This is a genomic window from Candidatus Kryptoniota bacterium (assembly GCA_036567965.1).
Lineage (GTDB): Bacteria > Bacteroidota > Ignavibacteria > Kryptoniales > JAKASW01 > JAKASW01.
In genome coordinates, this window is the sequence record DATCTN010000016.1 from 112,367 (window position 1) to 130,507 (window position 18,141).

Below are 18,141 nucleotides of genomic sequence, written 5' to 3' on the forward strand. Positions count from 1 at the left end.
GAGAAGCACTTCCTGCGTAGACCACTACGCCCACCGAGCAGAGCACTGCCCGCATTGCCCACTGCCCCGACCAAATTGGTCACCGCCCCGATCAAATTGGTCATTGCCCCGACCCCAAATTGGTCATTGCCCCGACCTTCAGGTCGGGGCAATGAGAACAAAACCCAGCCGGGCTTTAGCCCAATCTACTCTTTCAATCCCTGTTCTTCGAGGATTTCTTCGAACTCCTCGCTAAATGACTTCATACGATGGTGTGCTTCCTGGTTCTTAATATACTCTCGAACATTGTACACAGCCCCGTCACTGACCGAGAACGCAGCGAAATCGTCCTGCCATTCAAACCTGCCCCTCAAGAGGCGCGTCGCGTTCACCCAGTGAGACGACTCTCCCTTGAGCAGTTGCGCGATTGCGCTGACGCTTTGAGTCGCGCCAAGAGAAACAAGAACATGGACATGATCTTCAACGCAGTTGATTGCATCGATGTAGATGCCCTTGTCGCGGGCATTCTCGATGATGTGATTTATCAGTTTCCCTTTCAGCTCGTGAGCTATTGTCTTCTCCCGGTACTTTGTCGACCAAACAAAATGAATCCACAATTTCAGGTAAGACATGTCCCCCTCCTTCCTATCCTTTTCTGAATTCGTATTCGGCTGAAGCCGAATAACTATGTTAATTCATTGCCGCGAGCTAAAGCTCGCGGCAATGTTCCTATGACCACTTTCCAGACAGAACGAACTACTGCCCTGACGGGCGTACAACTGCTCAGACAGGATGACGAACCACTTTCCAGACAGAACGAACCACTGCCCTGACGGGCGAACCACTGTCCAGACAGGACGAACCATTGTCCTGACAGAACGACGAACCACTGCCGAGTCAGGACGAACCATTGTCCTGACAGGACGACGAACCACTGCCGGGTCAGGACGAACCATTGTCCTGACAGCCTTGCCACTGCCCCAACAGCCTTGGCCTCTGCCCCGACAGCCTTGCCACCGCCCCGACGCCTTGGCTATTGCCCCGACACAGCCTTGCCATTGGCCCCGACACAGCCTTGCCATTGCCCCGACCTTCAGGTCGGGGCAATGAGAACAAAACCCAGCCGGGCTTTAGCCCAATCCCTCAGCGATTTTTCTCCAGTGTTCGATAAACTCACTCATCTCCTTCGCTGCCTTTGCAAACCCTGGATTCTTCGGACTCTTCGCCGGGAAATCGCCTGCCAGCATCTTCGCGCAATTCATCAGCGCTCTACCGGTGTGGTATGCTGCTTTCCAGATGTGACCCTTAGGACCATTTTTGAAATGTGGCTCCCTGTCCAATCCGCCCTCATACCAGTCGCCGTGTTTGTGATCGAGAAGATAATTCTTGATGTAACTCCACTGCTTCAGGAAATGTTCGTGGTACGTCGCCTCATTTGGAAATATCTTCGACATCATAAGGAGCACATTCAGCCCTTCCGCCTGCGCCCACCAGTTCTTCGTGTTCTTGATGACAGTGCATTTCTTTTCACCGGCGAAATAATATGCCTCATCGACAAACCCGCCGTTCTCCTTGTCCCATCCGTTCGCGAGAGCGTGATCCAGCATCTTCTTCGCCACAGTTAGAGTTTTCTTGTCGTCTTTCGATCCAAGAATGTTCGACGCCTCGAGCATCAGGAATCCCGTCTCATAATTGTGCCCGAATGAAACGTGATCGAGTCTGTAATTCTTTTCCCTGATCTCCTTCGGGGTATTCTTGAATGACAGCGGATTCCAATCGTTGTCAAAAAATAAGTTCATATACCCTTCCGGGGCAGTGATCGTGTCTCTGATTAGTAATAAGAGATCGTTCAGCCTGTTCTTCAGCGTTTTATCCGGCCATACGCCGTAAAGTTCGGTATAGGCTTCCAGAAGATGAATTGACGAATTTTGGTCCTTGTAACCCGCCTCAACTTCGTCGTATGCTTTTGTCTTATATGGAGCGTTCTTGCCGTACGGTTTTCCTTCCGCAGTCATGAATTGGAAATAACCTCTGCCATTCGGATCATGTGCGTGTTCTTCGATCCATGCGAATCCCTCTTTCGCCAGATCGAGCACTTTCGGATCTTTCGTGAGTTCGTATAACGCCGCGAGTCCGTAGACCGCGAACGCACAACCGTATGTCCGCTTCTCGTCAAAGAACCCGAGGTAATCGCAGACTTCGCCGTCGCCGCCCCTCATCTGAAAGAAGCCGCCGTTTTTCTGGTCCCACATTTTCTTTCTGAAAAATTCGTACCCGTGCTTCGCCGCCTCGGCATAAGTCGTACTGTCGAACAGCATCGCCGCCTTCGCCGTCGTCCACACATGACGTCCCTGCGTCACGACCATCTTATGCTGGATCGGCTCGAGTTTGAAATCAAATGAAATATCTGTGAAGTATCCGCCATACTTTTTATCAACGGCAAGCGGATACCATTTCTCGAGAAGATTCTCCCCAAGTGAATTCAGGATCTCTCGAAATATCGTCTCATCCTTTGATGGCTGATTTGAAGTCTGACCTTTTGGCATTTCAACTCACCTTTGTTATTTAATAGAGACTGTCTTATTTGAATCCTGTCTTTTTGCCGGCCGAACGATGGAGGACAAATCCTGACATTGCAGCAGGATGATAACATTTCTGACGGTCGGGTTCAAGAATTCCTCCGAAAGCCTCCTCCCATAAGTTCATTGATTTGATTGTCAATATCTGCCCTGAGATTTAGGGAAATATTGGAATTTATCTTATATATTCATTGGCACATTTACTTGGGTGAACGTCGGATGTCTTGCCATAGCTGGTATCGGTTCAGCCTGTTCGCCCTTTCAAGGCTCTTTGATCAGAATGATTAGGCCGCACGAAAATGGTATTTGCATACGTGAGTAAATTCCTGAACCATTGGAGAGAATAAATTGAAGAGATACCACATTTACTTCCTATTAATGTCAACTCTTTGGCTTTGTGGTTGTGCTGCCTCCAGCGAGTTCAATGATTTTGTCACGACCAAGAGCGACAAGCTCATGGACGGCAATAAAGAGCTGAGGTTCGTGTCGTACGATATTCCAAACCTGGCTTACGTTGAAGATTATATGCCGTTCGGTGCGTCGAGTCCATTCAGGCTCCCCGATGAGTTCGAGATAAGAGACGCACTGAAGGCTATCAAGATGGCTGGGGGGAAGGTCGCGAGAATATATACGTTATCTGTGAGAAGGGTCGGCGAATCTCCGAATATCATCCGTCACGTGGAGGGACCCGGGAGGTTCGACGAGCGGGCGTTCCGATCTCTGGATAAAGTCCTCCAGGTAGCTAACGAAGAAGGAGTGAGGTTAATCATTCCATTCGTCGACAATTGGTGGTGGTGGGGCGGAAAAGCGGAGTATGCAGCGTTCAGAGGTAAACAGCCGAATGATTTTTGGACCGACCCGCAATTGATATCCGATTTTGAAAAGACGATCAGCTTTGTGCTGAACAGGAAAAACACATACACCGGTGTCATGTACAAAGACGACAAAGCCGTCCTTGGATGGGAAACGGGCAACGAACTTGAGGCACCCTTTTCCTGGCAAAACACGATCGCTGCTTACATAAAGAGCATCGACAAGAATCATCTCGTGCTTGAAGGGACTTACGTCCAGGTGTTGAGCCCGCAGGAAGTCGCGGATTCCAACTTCGACGTGCTCTCGACTCACTATTATTCTCCAATCAACCAGGCGCTCCATGATGTTATCGCAAACAGAGATCTGACAAAAGGTCGCAAACCATATTTCGTCGGCGAATTCGGATACAGGAATCCTGGTGAAGCGATGTCGCTTGTGGACACGGTCATCAACAGCGGCGTTTCAGGAATAATGATCTGGAGCATGAGATTTCACGCGCGTGAAGGCGGATTCTACCAGCACGGGGAGAACTACGCAGTCGGATCGTACAGATTCCCCGGCTTCGCATCCGGCAGCATATATAATGAAAAGAAAATAATTGATTTCCTGAGACAGTCCGCATACGCGATAGACGGACTACCCGAGCCGCCGCTTCAGGTTCCTGATCCGCCAGTTCTACTGAGTATCAACGACGTGTACGACATTTCCTGGCAAGGCTCCACAGGCGCATCGAGCTATATGGTTCAAAGAAAGGAATTGGGTGCCGAGTCGTGGACCACGATTGCAGACAGTGCGAGCGATGCAGGTCAAACTTTCCGGCCGTTGTACGACGATACTTCTGCCGAGTTGGGTAAGAGCTACTCATACCGGGTGATCGCCGAAAACTCATCCGGCTCGTCGGTGCCATCCAACGAAGTCGGACCCGTCGAGGTAACATTCAAGAAACTTACCGACGAGCTCGCTGACTCAAGCATGATGTACCAGAAGTCGGACAGTCTGCAATTCGTAACTTATCAATTCGGATACCAGGCAAAGAACGACTTCAGCAGACTCCGGGGATCGAACGATTCTTATCTGATTTATCATGTTCCCGGAAACATCGATTCAATTCGAGTAGAAGTTTTCCAGACGAGCACGCAATGCGGATTGGATCTATCGGCTTCCGATTCGTTGACCACTCTCAGGCCGCTTGGCGCGAAACTCGAAACATTTCCGCCGTACAGGAATTTTTACAGGTTCTTCACACCGGCGTTGTACACTTGTGCCGAATTCCCTCCGAATAGCAGCTATTTGAAAATAAAGTTTAATGATATCTCGCAGCTGAGCCGAGTCGAAATTATTTATTCTAAGATTCACAAACCGAATCCGAATATTATTACTATCCAATGAGTCACGTTCGGTATCTTTCTAATTTTCTTCCAACCAATCTTCGGGTACGCTCATGAAAACTCTTACAATGCTTCTCGCGTTTGTCGCGCTCGCAAATGCCGGGCCGCAGGCCGGTTATCCAGTGATGCCTTCGATTCTCACAGACAATATGGTGCTCCAACAGAAAGCGAAAGTCCCGTTCTGGGGAAGGGCGCTCCCGGGAACTGAAATTGCCGTTAAACCCGGCTGGGGAAAAGTATCGAAGACTAAGGTCAGGGCCGACAGCACATGGCTGCTGAAGATTCAGACGACGAAGGCAGGCGGACCTTATGAGGTCACGGTGACTGTCGGCGATTCGACAATCATCTATAAGAACGTCATGCTCGGAGAAGTATGGGTATGCTCCGGACAATCGAACATGGAAATGCCGCTCGCAGGTTGGCCGCCGGAAAATCTCATTCAGAACTCCGCACAAGAAATTCAGAACGCGAATTACCCCAACATCAGGCTGTTCACTGTCACGAGAGCCGTGTCGAACGCACCGGAATTCAACTGCGGCGGCACGTGGAGCCAATGCGACTCCCAGACGGCGGCCAAGTTCAGCGCTGCGGGATATTTCTTCGGAAGGAAATTGTACCAGGAACTCAAAGTTCCAATCGGACTCGTGTTCACGAGCTGGGGAGGAACAAAAGTTCAATCCTGGATAAGCGGGAAATATCTCGGACAGGTAGACCGCTACAAAGGTCTCGTCGACTCCATCGGTTCGGTGGGCGGCGAAGTGAAAAAACTGGACGACTGGATCCACTCTCACCCAGCAGTTGAGATCAACACCAAAGCTCCTGATCATCAGTGGGAAGGTCTGGAATTCGGCGACAGCAGCTGTTCGCAGCGCGATTTTCCCGACAGCACATGGCGTACCATGAAACTCCCGCGATATTGGGAAACGACAGAGGTCGGTGATTTCGACGGAGTTGTCTGGTTCAGAAAGAAAATAGAAATCCCTGACGCATGGATCGGGAGAAGTCTTGTGATTGAGCTTGGACCCATTGACGACATGGACAGGACTTTCGTGAATGGCGTGCGAGTCGGCGGATTTGAGGGCGCCGGTTATTGGCAAACGCCTCGCGTTTATTCCGTCCCGCAAAATATCGTGACGGATTCGATCCTGACTATCGCGGTGAGGGTCCTCGACAACGGCGGCGGCGGCGGAATCTGGGGAAATGGTGTTAAGATGCAGATCCATCCTGCAAACGGTCCGGACAGTCTTCAGGCCGTTCCTCTTTCCGGAGATTGGAAATATCTCCCGGTCGCGGAATATATTGCCAACAAATTTTATGTCTATGGGATCAAAGACGAAGAATTTTATTCCCGGCCGAAAACGACTCTGACAATCGGACCTAATACACTGACCATGTTGTACAACGGCATGATCGCGCCGATTGTGCCCTATGGAATTAAGGGCGTGATCTGGTATCAGGGAGAATCAAATTCAGATCTACCTGAGGAGTATGACAATTACGGTTCTTTGTTTGCCCTGATGATCAAGAATTGGAGAGCCGAATGGGGCGAGGGGAACTTCCCGTTCTATTTTGTACAGATCGCTCCGTTCACGTACGGTCCTAATTCGAAATCATATGTCGTGCGTGACGCACAGAGACGGACACTTTCGGTGGCGAACACAGGTATGGCGGTCACACTCGACATCGCCAGCATCACCACGATTCATCCTTCAGATAAGCAGGATGTCGGGCTAAGACTCGCTTATTGGGCGCTTGCCAAAGATTATCACAAAAAGATCCTCTGCTCCGGACCGCTTTACAAATCTATGAAAATTCAAAAGGGAAGAGCGATCCTTTCTTTTGACTATGCCGGAAAAGGACTCGTCATGAAAGACAGCACCGGCGAAACCAATTTCCTGATCGCCGGCAAAGACAGCGTATTCGTCAAAGCAAACGTGAAGGTGGACGGACAAAGACTGATTGTCTACAGTGATTCTGTGAAAAACCCGATAGCGGTTAGATACGCATGGACAAATACCGATGTCGCCACACTCTTCAATAAGGAAGGTCTTCCTGCGTCGACATTCAGAACAGACAATTGGAAACAGTAGGCAATAGCTGAGATGCGTCCTTCAACCGTTCGCCCGCTTCGTTTGATCGCTTGCTTCGTTGTGACACTAGGATTTGTTGTAAGTCTCTGGCATTCAGTTGAGGCTCTGCCCACATCGGGTGGAAGCAAATCGAAAATCCAACTCGAGGCCACCGGCAACAAGTTCGACGTTTATTATGCGGGCAAAGTCAGACTTGTCGGCGGAAACTTCATGTTTGAGTCGAAGGATATTTCGACTCGCGTGCTGACCTTGACGAGAAGTAAGTTTACATTCCGGACTTCAGGGAAAGATGTCGGAATTACGTCGACGTCTGCGGGCGACGTTGTCTCTTTCTTCCTATCGCCCGGCGGAAATCAGTCGGACAGTGGCGAAGATTTTGTCGGGATGTTTTTCGACTCCATTCCGGGATATGCAAGAGGAGTGTCGCTCTGGCGCTACGGACCCTGGAATTCCTGGACGAAGCCCGTCAAGATCGATAGCGTAAGCGGCCTCGAGAGCTCGGACGTGCAATTCTTTTACTGGCAATATTCCGACGGACTTTACGGCGCCGCGATTCCTCTATCGGGCCAGGGCTACCGGACAACCCTCGGAGAAGAAAATGGGATGTTCGGGTCCAAATCCGTGAGCTATTTTTCAGGAATGAACCGCGGGAAAATTCCACAAATGGCGGTCGGGTTCGGAAATGATCCGTATAAATTGTTCGCAGAGTTATACAAGCAAGGATTGAAAGCCATCGGGAAGAGCAACGATCTCGTATCGGGAAAAGTTTATCCTGAAGTGTTGAAAGGCATAGGTTGGTGTTCATGGAACGCGTCGGTCTATGGAACGCGGTTAAATGAAAATCTGCTTGTGAGTTCGGCCGCCGATTTTAAACATGCCGGACTCCCGATGAGGTGGATCCTTATCGACGACGGGTGGTTCGATAACACTGACGGCAAGGTCAACTCGTTTCGGCCGGACAGCACAAAATTTCCTGATGAATTCAAACCGGTCATCCAGAAGCTGAAGAATGAATACGGCATAAAAGACGTAGGGATATGGCACGCATTCGATGGATACTGGTCGGGCATCAATCCCGATTCCAGGCTCGGGAAAGAATTTAAGAAAGACCTCTTCTCGTGGAAGGAAAAGACCAGACCGGATATCGATTCATCTGCGATTAAGAACTGCTATTTCGTTTCTCCCTTTTCCAAATCAGTTTGGAAATTCTATAACCAGTTTCACAAGTATCTTTCGGACCAGGGATTCACTTTCGTGAAAGTCGACAATCAATTGATTACCGAGAGAATGTCGCCCGGCAATTTCCCGATCTTTGATGGAGCGGAAATTTATCACGAGGCGCTCAATTTGTCAGTGGCAAGATATTTCGGCAACTCGATAATCAACTGCATGGACATGACGCCGGAAGCTTACTTAAATTTCGGTTCAACCTCCGTCGCGCGTGCAGAAGACGATTACTGGCCCGAGTACGATACGCTCCACCCCACTAATTACTGGATGAGCAGAGCGGGCGAACACGTTATCCAGGAAGTCTACAATTCATTATACTTCTCGCAGATGGTTTATCCGGATTACGACATGTTCGAGTCTACAAATCCCGCCGCTGCAGAATATGCGGTGGCGCATGCGTTGAGTAATGGACCTACATATATTACAGATAAAGTCGGGCGGCATAATTTCGGCGTGCTGTGGCCTTTGATTTTTTCAGACGGCACTCTTCTACGCGCTAACCGATCGCTTCTCCCGACTGAAGACTGCCTGTTCCAGGTTAATGGGCCCAAACTATTCAAAGCATATTCTATGGATGGTCAAGCAGGGCTCATCGGAATCTGGAATTGTGCGGACTCGAACGGTATCGACGGGGAGTTTAAACCGTCGGACGTCCATGGAATAGAAGGCGACTCGTTTGCCGTTTACGGATACTTCGAAAGATCGCTGAGGAATTCCGGTCGGGAGGAGAGATTACCTGTCTCGCTGCCCTCCTACGGGTGCAAGCTCTATTACGTGGTACCCGAGAAATACGGGAACGCGGTGATCGGCCTGGTTGACAAATACAATGCGCCCGCCGCGATTGTTAGTCAGAGAGTGACTCCATCAGGAATTTCAGTCACGCTTTATAACGGCGGCCGGTTTGCCGCGGCGGTCAAGTCCAGGCCCCGGAGCGTCACCATCAATGGAATCCATTCGGGGTTCAGTTATGAAAACGGACTCTTGATCGTAAATATTCCTGTGACACCTGAACGCGCCCGAGTGAATGTGGAAATAAAACTGTAGTGGATCTCCTGTCCATGACGGAGACCGTGTCGGGGCTGAGAGTTCTGTGAAATAAGATTCAGCGATCAGACATCTGAGTTACTTTTCCAAGATTTTTCTTACAATGTTTCTTCAGCATCTCCTGGAATTTCTAAATCAACGAGGAAAATATGACCACAGTGAAAATTATCAATCAGAAGCCAATACCAAACCTCCCGTGGGAAGACAAACCGGTCGGACACAACAAACCAGTCTGGCGATATTCAAAAAATCCGGTCATTCCGCGGGATCTACTTCCCACGTCGAACAGTATATTCAACAGCGCAGTGGTTACTTACAAGAATGAATTCGCAGGCGTATTCCGGTGCGACAATTGGGCGAGACAAATGAGGCTGCATCGTGGTTTCAGCAAAGACGGCCTGAAGTGGGAGCTCGATCCGGAGCCGCTCAAGTTCCAATGCGACGATCCGGAAGTGGGGAATTTCATTTACGGTTACGATCCAAGAGTAGTGTGGATCGAAGACAGGTACTATGTCTCCTGGTGCAATTATTATCACGGCCCCACGATCGGAGTCGCTTGGACAAAAGACTTCGAAAGCTTTCATCAATTTGAGAACGCGTTCCTTCCATTCAACCGGAACGGCGTGCTTTTTCCGCGGAAGATAAACGGAAACTTCTATATGCTCTCGCGTCCTTCCGACAGCGGGCACACTCCGTTCGGAGACATTTACCTCAGTCAGAGTCCGGATCTCTGCTACTGGGGCAAACATCGACATGTGATGGGTCCGATTGGAGACTCCTGGCAGTACACCAAGATCGGTGCCGGCCCGATTCCGATCGAGACATCTGAAGGCTGGCTCCTTATCTATCATGGCGTGCTGCAATCCTGCAACGGGTTTGTTTACAGCGCCGGTGCTGTGCTGCTCGATCTCGAAAAACCGTGGAAGGTCATCACACGGGGCGAGCCTTACCTCTGGTCGCCTCAAACATTGTATGAGTGCGTCGGCGATGTGCCGAACGTTGTCTTTCCATGCGCGATGCTATGCGATGCGGCGACAGGACGGCTCGCGATTTACTACGGTGCGGCCGATTCCGTGACCGGTCTCGTGTTTTCAACTGTCGACGAGATAGTGAACTTTGTAAAACGACATCCGCAAAGCTGAGATCGACTCCGGGTGTCGAGGGTCAATTCGTGTTGGTATAATTGGATATTCGTTTCTATTTTAGAAACGTCATTGCTGTTTGCTAACATGTAAGGGCTGGACGATTGCGATTCGGACATTTTGACGATAGACGGAAAGAGTACGTAATCACAAGACCTGACACGCCGAGGTCGTGGAGCAATTATCTCGGCTCCACCGAATACGGGGCGATAATTACGAACAATGCAGGCGGCTACAGTTTCTTCCACTCCGCCGCCCAGGGCAGGTTCACTCGATGGCGGCCGAACAATCTGCCGATGGACCAGCCGGGAAGGTATTTCTATCTCCGCGACCGCGACTCTGGAGATTTCTGGTCGTCATCGTGGCAGCCCGTCGGAAAATCTCTCGCATCAAAAATTCCGGGCCGGGAATTCAAATCGATCTGCCGCCATGGAACCGCGTACACGATCATCGAATCCGAATATGCCGGCATCTCGACTGAATCTACCTACTTCGTTCCTCTCGGCGAGTCGCTCGAATGCTGGCTTCTCAGGATCACGAACACCGACGCGAGGCAGAGACGACTGAATGTGTTTCCGTTTGTGGAATATAGCAGCCACTGGCAATTATGGATGGATTGGGTCAACCTGCAGTACACGCAGTACATAATAGAGATGAAAGTTGTTGACGGAATAATCAATCACTGCACTAATCCTTATCTTCCCGTGGTGCGAGGCGATTTTGCCGCGGATCCCCAGTCGCGCCACACCTTCTTTGCACTCGTTGGCGCGCAGGTATCAGGATTTGATACTGACCGCGAGAAATTCATCGGGCCGTATCGCGGCTACTCAAATCCGTTGGTCGTCGAAAACGGGAAATGCAAGAATTCCATTGCTGTCGGCGATAACGGGTGCGGAGTCTTCCAGGCAGATCTGGAGATCGAGGCCGGAGATTCTGCGGAGATTCTAGTGCTTATGGGAATCGGTGAGGCCGGCGTTGAAGGCAAGGCTGCGACTAAGAAATTCTCGTCTCCCGGGAAGGCGCGTGAAGCGCTCGAGGCCCTTAAGGCACACTGGCACTCGATGATCCACGCAATGTCTGTGGAGACACCCGATCAGTCGTTCAACAGCATGATGAACGCATGGAGCCCCTACAATTGTCTCATCACCTATGCCTGGTCGCGTGCGGCAAGCACTGTGTATGCCGGAGAGCGGGACGGTCTCGGCTATCGCGACACGGTACAGGATCTACTCGGAGTCCTGCCGCTGATCCCGGATGAGGCGGGGAAACGACTCGAGTTAATGATAACCGGACAGGTTTCTACCGGAGGAGCTATGCCGGTTGTCGGGCAATTTGACCACCACCCCGGTCGTGAGATGCCGCCGTCAGAAGACGAATACAGATCTGACGATGGTCTCTGGCTTTTCAATACTGTACCAGCTTACGTGAAAGAGACCGGTCGCTTAGAGTTTTATGACAAAGTCCTCCCCTATTCCGATGTCGGTGAGGCGACAGTCCTCGGCCATTTGCGTCGTGCGATCGAGTTCAGTTTGAGAAGATCGGGGACGCATGGATTGCCATGCGGCCTGAGGGCGGACTGGAACGATTGCATCCAGCTCGGCCAGAAGGGGGAATCCGTATTCGTAGCGTTCCAGTTGAGACATGCACTTCAGACCTATGTAGAAATTTCAAAGAGCCTCGGGAAAAGCGGCGAGTCCGAATGGGCGATGGAGAAACTCGAAACTCTCGACCTGAACATATCAAAGAACGCCTGGGATGGAGATTGGTTCCTTCGAGGTTATCGTGAAGACGGGCTGACCTTCGGCTCGCGCAGGAACGACGAAGGTCAGATATTCCTGAATCCCCAGACCTGGTCTGTGATAAGCGGCTACTCGTCGGAGGAAAGAGCGAAACGCATCATGGATGTTGTTCGGGAACGTCTCTCGACCGCCTACGGCCTCGTCATATGTGCGCCTCCGTACGAAAAGACCGACATTTCAGTGATGAAGGCGGCACTGTTCAACAAAGGCATGAAGGAGAACGGTTCGGTCTTCTGTCACACTCAGGGATGGGCAGTCATCGCTGAATCGCTTTTGAGAAGAGGAAATGAAGCATACGAAATTTTTAAGAACTACATGCCGGCATCGTACAATGATTGCGCCGAGGTCAGGGAAATTGAACCGTACGTTTACTGCCAGTCAACCGAAGCGCCGCCCAGTCCGCGCGCCGGTGCGTCGAGGCTTCCATGGCTCTCCGGCTCAGCATCGTGGGCCTACTTCGCCGCAACTCAGTACATACTCGGGATCAAACCGGAGATCGACGGACTGGTGATCGATCCGTGTGTCCCATCGGATTGGAAGTCTTTCAAAGTGTCCAGAGTATTCAGGGGAAAGAAAATCAATATACAAATTACAAATCCGAACGGAGTGCAATCCGGCGTAGTCAAGATTGTCATGAATGGAAAAGAAATTTCCGGAAAAGTGATGCCATTGGATCTCATGCGTGACATCAACGAAGTCCAGGTTTTGATGGGGACTTGAACTTTATAAACAGGGACGTCGCTGTCGCTGCCCGTCATATTGAAGTGGGCCGGCAGCTGAAGTCCGAATGCAAAAATAAGGAGTCGTCATGAGCGCAGATGTTAAGAAGTTATCTTTCTGGGAAAAAGCGGGATACGGGTGCGGAGACTTTGCGTCTGTACTTTTCTGGCAGACGATCATGGTTTACCTTCTCTTTTTCTATACCGACGTATTCGGGCTCGCTGCCGCAGCGGCGGGCACAATGATTGCAATCTCCAGGGCATTGGACGCGTTCTTCGATGTGGGAATCGGCATGACCGCGGACAGGACGCAAACCCGTTGGGGTAAGTTCAGGCCGTATCTTATCTGGATGTCCCTTCCGCTTGCGATAGCGGCCGTGCTGGCATTCTCGACTCCGGGCTTCTCTCCTACCGGAAAACTGATCTACGCCTATGTCACGTTCATCGCATTCATGTTTTTTTATTCGGCTATAAATATTCCATACACCTCTCTTCTCGGAGTGATAAGCGGGGAACCCGACGAGCGTACGAGCGCATCTTCATTCAAATTTGTCGGCGCCTACTCTGCCGGCATAGTCGTCTCCGCTACTGCCTTGCCATTGTCGGGATATTTCGGCGGCGGAAACAACGCCAAAGGCTGGCAGTCCACGATGGTACTCTATGCGGTCGTCGCTGTCGTTTTCTTCACGATAGTTTTTTTCTCGACGCACGAGCGCATACAACCGATGTCGAAGGAGAAGACATCTGTCAAGGGAGATCTTAAGGACATTTCCAGGAATACACCCTGGCTCGTGCTGTTCGGCGTGACGATCCTGCTGATCCTATTTGTTGCGATAAGGCTCAATGCGACAGTGTACTATTTCAAGTACTACGTCGGCGAGCAGGTCGTTCCATGGCTGACACACGTCACTAATTTCGCCGTCAGGAATGTGATAAATCCGCTGTGGGGCGTTTTCGGGAAGCAGCCGGTCCAGCTTCTGGACGAGACACACAGATACGGATACGAGGTTCTGGCCTCGTTCTTCAACGTTGTCGGTCAGGCCGCATCGCTCCTTGGAGTATTGCTTGTCCCATGGTTTTCACGCGTGCTGGGGAGAAAGAATGCGGCGATCGTCCTTTTTGTCGCGGCGATAATCTCCACAGGTTTGTTCTTCTTCTTCAGGCCTGACGATGTGCTGTGGATGTTTGTTCTTCAAATCATCGGGTCCGTCGTCGGCGGCCCGATCTCTCCGTTGTTGTGGGCGATGTATGCCGACACGGCTGACTATTCCGAATGGAAAACTGGCAGGAGGGCAACAGGACTTGTCTACTCAGCTTCGATAATGTCGAACAAGCTGGGATGGGCCATCAGTACAGCGATTGCAGGATGGATTCTTGCCATGACGGGATTCCAGGCTAACGTGGCGCAGAACCTGGCGGTACTGGCTGGAATTAAGTCCATGATGAGTGTCATTCCCGTTGTCCCCGGGCTTGCGGCGGTCCTCTTGCTTATCTTCTTCTATGGCCTCAACGAATCGACCGTCAAGAAGATCAAGGAAGAAGTAGAGACGAGACGCGTGGCAGCAGGAGTAGCAGAGGCAAAATAAAGAAAAATCTAAATTTCAAATTCTCAATTTTGAATTGAGAAAGGCTGAGCGCAATTTAAGGTGATCGTCAAAATGTCGCGGCACAAAACGTGAATTGTGAATCATCAATTACCGAAACTCACAATTCAGAATTTAGAATTCAAAATCCGGAACGAATATGCAGTACGGTTATTTCGACGATAAGAACAAGGAATACGTAATAAACCATCCGGATACCCCGAAGCCGTGGAGTAATTATCTCGGCTCGACCGATTACGGCGCGATAATTACAAATCATGCCGGGGGCTACAGCTTCTTCAAATCGGGCGGCATGGGACGATTCGTCAGGTTCAGATTCAATTCGATACCCGTTGACCAACCGGGTCGGTACATCTACTTCCACGATCATGGTACAAAGGATTTCTGGTCGGCGTCCTGGCAGCCGGTCGGCAAACCGTTGAGCAAGTACAAATCCGTGTGCCGTCACGGTACCGCTTATACGGCTATCGAATCACAGTACCAGGGCATAAGATCCGAAGTCACCTACTTCGTCCCGCTCGGCCGATCGTTTGAATTCTGGAAAGTCCGCGTCACCAACAAATCAAAGAAAAAGAGAACGCTGAGCGCATTCACTTATCTTGAATATGCCGGGAATTGGAATGCGATAGACGATCTCCTGAACATCCAGTACGTCCATTACATTGCGCAGATGAGTGTCGCGGACGGGATTATCGATCACGGAACAAATGTGAATATTCCCGAAATGCCGGACAACTTCAAGGAGAAGGATCAGGGGCGCCACACATTCCAGGCCATAACCGGCGCGAAGGTGATCGGTTACGACACGGACCGCGAAGCTTTCCTCGGCCCGTACCGTACGTACGCGAATCCCATCGCGGTTGAACAGGGAAAATGTTCGGGCAGTATCGCGTACGGTGACAACCCGTGCGGCGCGCTGCAGGTGAAATTCACGCTTCGACCCGGGCAGACCCAGGAGTTTCTTGTGATTGCCGGGATTGGCCGCGCCGAGCAAGAGGGGAAGGAAATCGCGCGCGAGTTCGGTGATCCTTCGAAGGCGGACGAAGAACTCGAGAGATTGAAAACCCATTGGCACCAGCGACTCGCGGGATTTTCCGCGAAGACTCCGGATCCGGAGCTGAACGCCACCATCAACACCTGGGGAATCTATAATTGCCTGATCACCTACGCGTGGTCGCGCTCGGCAAGCCTGATTTATTCCGGCATCGACAGGGACGGCCTGGGATTCCGTGACACAGTCCAGGACCTTATCGGTGTCATGCACTCAATTCCCAAGGAAGGAAGGAAGCGGCTTGAGCTCATGATTACGGGACAGGTCTCAACCGGCGGCGCAATGCCCGTCGTCATGCCGTTCGGCCATTCTCCCGGACATGAGACCGCTCCCAAGGAGGAAGACTACCGCTCGGATGACGCGCTCTGGCTTTTCAACGCGATCCCTGCATACGTCGAGGAGACCGGCGACACAGCTTTTTACGAGAAGGTTCTCCCTTACGCAGACAAAGGTGAAGACACCGTTTTCGGCCACATGAAACGAGCGATCAAATTCAATCTCGACCGCTCGGGCGCGCATGGACTGCCTTGCGGTTTGAAGGCGGACTGGAACGACTGCCTCCGGTTCGGTCATAAGGGCGAATCGATGTTCGTGGCGATGCAGCTCCGTTTCGCTTTGAAGGTCTACATCGACGCGGCAACAGTTCTTCACAGGGCCGACGAAGTAGCATGGGCGAAGTTGACACAGGAACGTCTCGACAGCAACATCAAGCGTTACGCCTGGGACGGCGAGTGGTTCATGAGAGGGTACAGGAACGACGGGATGAAGTTCGGCTCGAAGGAATGCAAAGAGGGCCAGATATTCCTCAACACACAATCATGGGCTGTTATTTCCGGACTCGCGTCTCGTGATCAAGCCGAAACGGCGATGAAAAGCGTGCGAGAGCGATTGTTCTCCCGTTACGGACTCGCTCTCTGCGATCCGCCGTTTACCAAAACGGATTACAAAATTGTCCGGGCATCATTCTTCAATCCCGGTCTCAAGGAGAACGGAGGCATCTTCATCCACACACAGGGCTGGGCAGTGATGGCCGAAGCGATTCTCGGTCACGGTGACCAGGCGTACGATTATCTGCGCGCTTATCTCCCTGCCGCGTACAACAAGAAGGCGGAGGTGCGCGAGATCGAACCATATGTCGTCTGCCAGTCAACTCACGCCAGGCAAAGTCCGAAACATGGAGTCTCTAGAATTCCATGGCTGTCGGGTTCAGCTGCGTGGACTTATTACGCGATCACGAGATTCATACTCGGTGTTCGTCCCGAGATGAATGGAATGCGAATCGATCCTTGTGTCCCGTCCAGGTGGGAATCGTTCTCGGTGAGGCGCGACTTCCGCGGAAAGATCCTGAATATCACAGTCCGCAATCCAAGAGGAATCGAAAAGGGCGTTAAGAAGATTATCCTCAACGGCGAAACTATCGACGGGAATTTTATTCCTGTGTCTAAGATGAACGCCGAAAATGAAGTTGCCGTAACGATGGGTTGAGTCCGCCGTCTCATATCGGACTTTCGCAGAGACAATGCGCCTCACTTGCAGATCGGACGGGGCGCGACACATAATTCTTCCACATAAGATCCAGGAGGATTCGTGAACAGATTCTTTATCGCATTCCTTCTCATCGGCATCGTGTTTAGCACAAAACTTTCGGCTCAATCACAGGCAGATGCAAGAAAATCTCCGGCCAAAGGCTATGATTGGAATCCTCCGCCCGATTTCCGGTTCCGGCTTCCGGTCTGGAAAAAGAACGCGAATGTTCTTCCGCAGCTGAGAGTTGAAGGCAACAGACTGATCAGCGACCGGGGAGACACGATCCTGTTTAAAGGCGTGTCGGTGGCTGATCCCGACAACCTTGAGCAAAGGGGACATTGGAGCAAGGAAATTTTTGCGGAGGCCAAAAAACTGGGAGCGATGATTGTGAGACTCCCGGTTCATCCCGGAGCGTGGCGCGCACGAACACCTGAAGCATATCTGAATCTTCTCGACCAGGGGATCGAATGGTGCACGGAGGAAAGTCTCTATGTCGATATCGATTGGCACTCCATTGGGAATCTCGAAGAAGGACTGTACGAGGACCCATCATACTACACGACGCTCCAGGAGACGTTTAATTTCTGGAAGACAATCGCCGTCCATTTTGCGGGATGCAACACAGTCGCCTTCTGCGAGTTGTTCAATGAGCCGACAGATGCGTCAGGAAGGCTCGGGAATCTTTCGTGGGACGGGTGGAAGAAGATAAACGAGGATCTGATAAAACTGATAAGAGCAAACGGAACCAAAAGTATTCCTCTTGTGGCCGGTTTCGATTGGGCTTATGATCTCACCCCGCTCCGTTTCGCGCCGATGAACGCAGAAGGGATCGGTTATGTCGTGCATCCCTATCCTCACAAACGAACTCCGCCGTACGGTCCCAAGTGGGATGAAGATTTCGGTTTTGCCGCGGCTAAGTACCCGCTCGTCGCAACGGAACTCGGTTTCACGCTGGGTGACGGCGGCTTGAAAGATAATGGCGACTACGGGAAGACGATCGTTTCCTACTTTGAAGCGAACCACATCAGCTGGATCTGGTGGGTGCTCGATCCGCTCTGGAGACCGCCGATGCTGCAAACATGGAAGGGTTACAGGCTGACCGAGGGTGGAGAGTTTTTCAAGGACGTTGCTCACGGGAAGACGGGAGAAGTTGATTCGACGTCGGCTCGTTAGCTT

At 51.2% G+C, this 18,141-nt stretch carries 10 protein-coding genes; 8 read left to right on the plus strand and 2 right to left on the minus strand.

Annotated elements, in window-relative coordinates; genetic code table 11:
- Positions 1-185: 185 nt before the first annotated feature.
- Entirely contained in the window at positions 186-611 is a 426-nt protein-coding gene (gene tnpA / locus VIS48_06225; GenBank protein ID HEY9165743.1) for an IS200/IS605 family transposase, read from the minus strand.
- Between the two features lie 498 nt (positions 612-1,109).
- Positions 1,110-2,525, minus strand: coding sequence for an AGE family epimerase/isomerase (locus tag VIS48_06230; GenBank protein ID HEY9165744.1), 1,416 nt, complete (start codon positions 2,523-2,525; stop codon positions 1,110-1,112).
- Between the two features lie 381 nt (positions 2,526-2,906).
- Between VIS48_06230 and VIS48_06235 the strand changes: the two genes are divergently transcribed.
- The 8 genes from VIS48_06235 (at position 2,907) to VIS48_06270 (ending at position 18,138) form a co-directional block, all read left to right on the plus strand.
- Positions 2,907-4,760, plus strand: a complete 1,854-nt coding sequence (locus VIS48_06235; GenBank protein ID HEY9165745.1) for a cellulase family glycosylhydrolase — start codon at positions 2,907-2,909, stop codon at positions 4,758-4,760.
- 52 nt (positions 4,761-4,812) lie between these two features.
- Positions 4,813-6,849, plus strand: coding sequence for a sialate O-acetylesterase (locus tag VIS48_06240; protein HEY9165746.1), 2,037 nt, complete (start codon positions 4,813-4,815; stop codon positions 6,847-6,849).
- Positions 6,850-6,861: 12 nt separating this feature from the next.
- Positions 6,862-9,123, plus strand: a complete 2,262-nt coding sequence (locus VIS48_06245) for a Sip1-related alpha-galactosidase (protein ID HEY9165747.1) — start codon at positions 6,862-6,864, stop codon at positions 9,121-9,123.
- Between the two features lie 149 nt (positions 9,124-9,272).
- Positions 9,273-10,265: a glycoside hydrolase family 130 protein gene (locus VIS48_06250; GenBank protein ID HEY9165748.1), complete on the plus strand. Its 993-nt coding sequence runs from the start codon at positions 9,273-9,275 to the stop codon at positions 10,263-10,265.
- Between the two features lie 104 nt (positions 10,266-10,369).
- A complete protein-coding gene (locus VIS48_06255; protein ID HEY9165749.1) occupies positions 10,370-12,784 on the plus strand; it encodes a N,N'-diacetylchitobiose phosphorylase in 2,415 nt (804 codons plus the stop codon).
- Positions 12,785-12,872: 88 nt separating this feature from the next.
- Complete coding sequence (locus tag VIS48_06260; protein ID HEY9165750.1) at positions 12,873-14,369, plus strand: MFS transporter; 1,497 nt, start codon at positions 12,873-12,875, stop codon at positions 14,367-14,369.
- Positions 14,370-14,526: 157 nt separating this feature from the next.
- Complete coding sequence (locus tag VIS48_06265) at positions 14,527-16,923, plus strand: N,N'-diacetylchitobiose phosphorylase (protein HEY9165751.1); 2,397 nt, start codon at positions 14,527-14,529, stop codon at positions 16,921-16,923.
- A gap of 102 nt (positions 16,924-17,025) precedes the next feature.
- Positions 17,026-18,138, plus strand: a complete 1,113-nt coding sequence (locus VIS48_06270) for a cellulase family glycosylhydrolase (protein ID HEY9165752.1) — start codon at positions 17,026-17,028, stop codon at positions 18,136-18,138.
- Positions 18,139-18,141 lie beyond the last annotated feature (3 nt).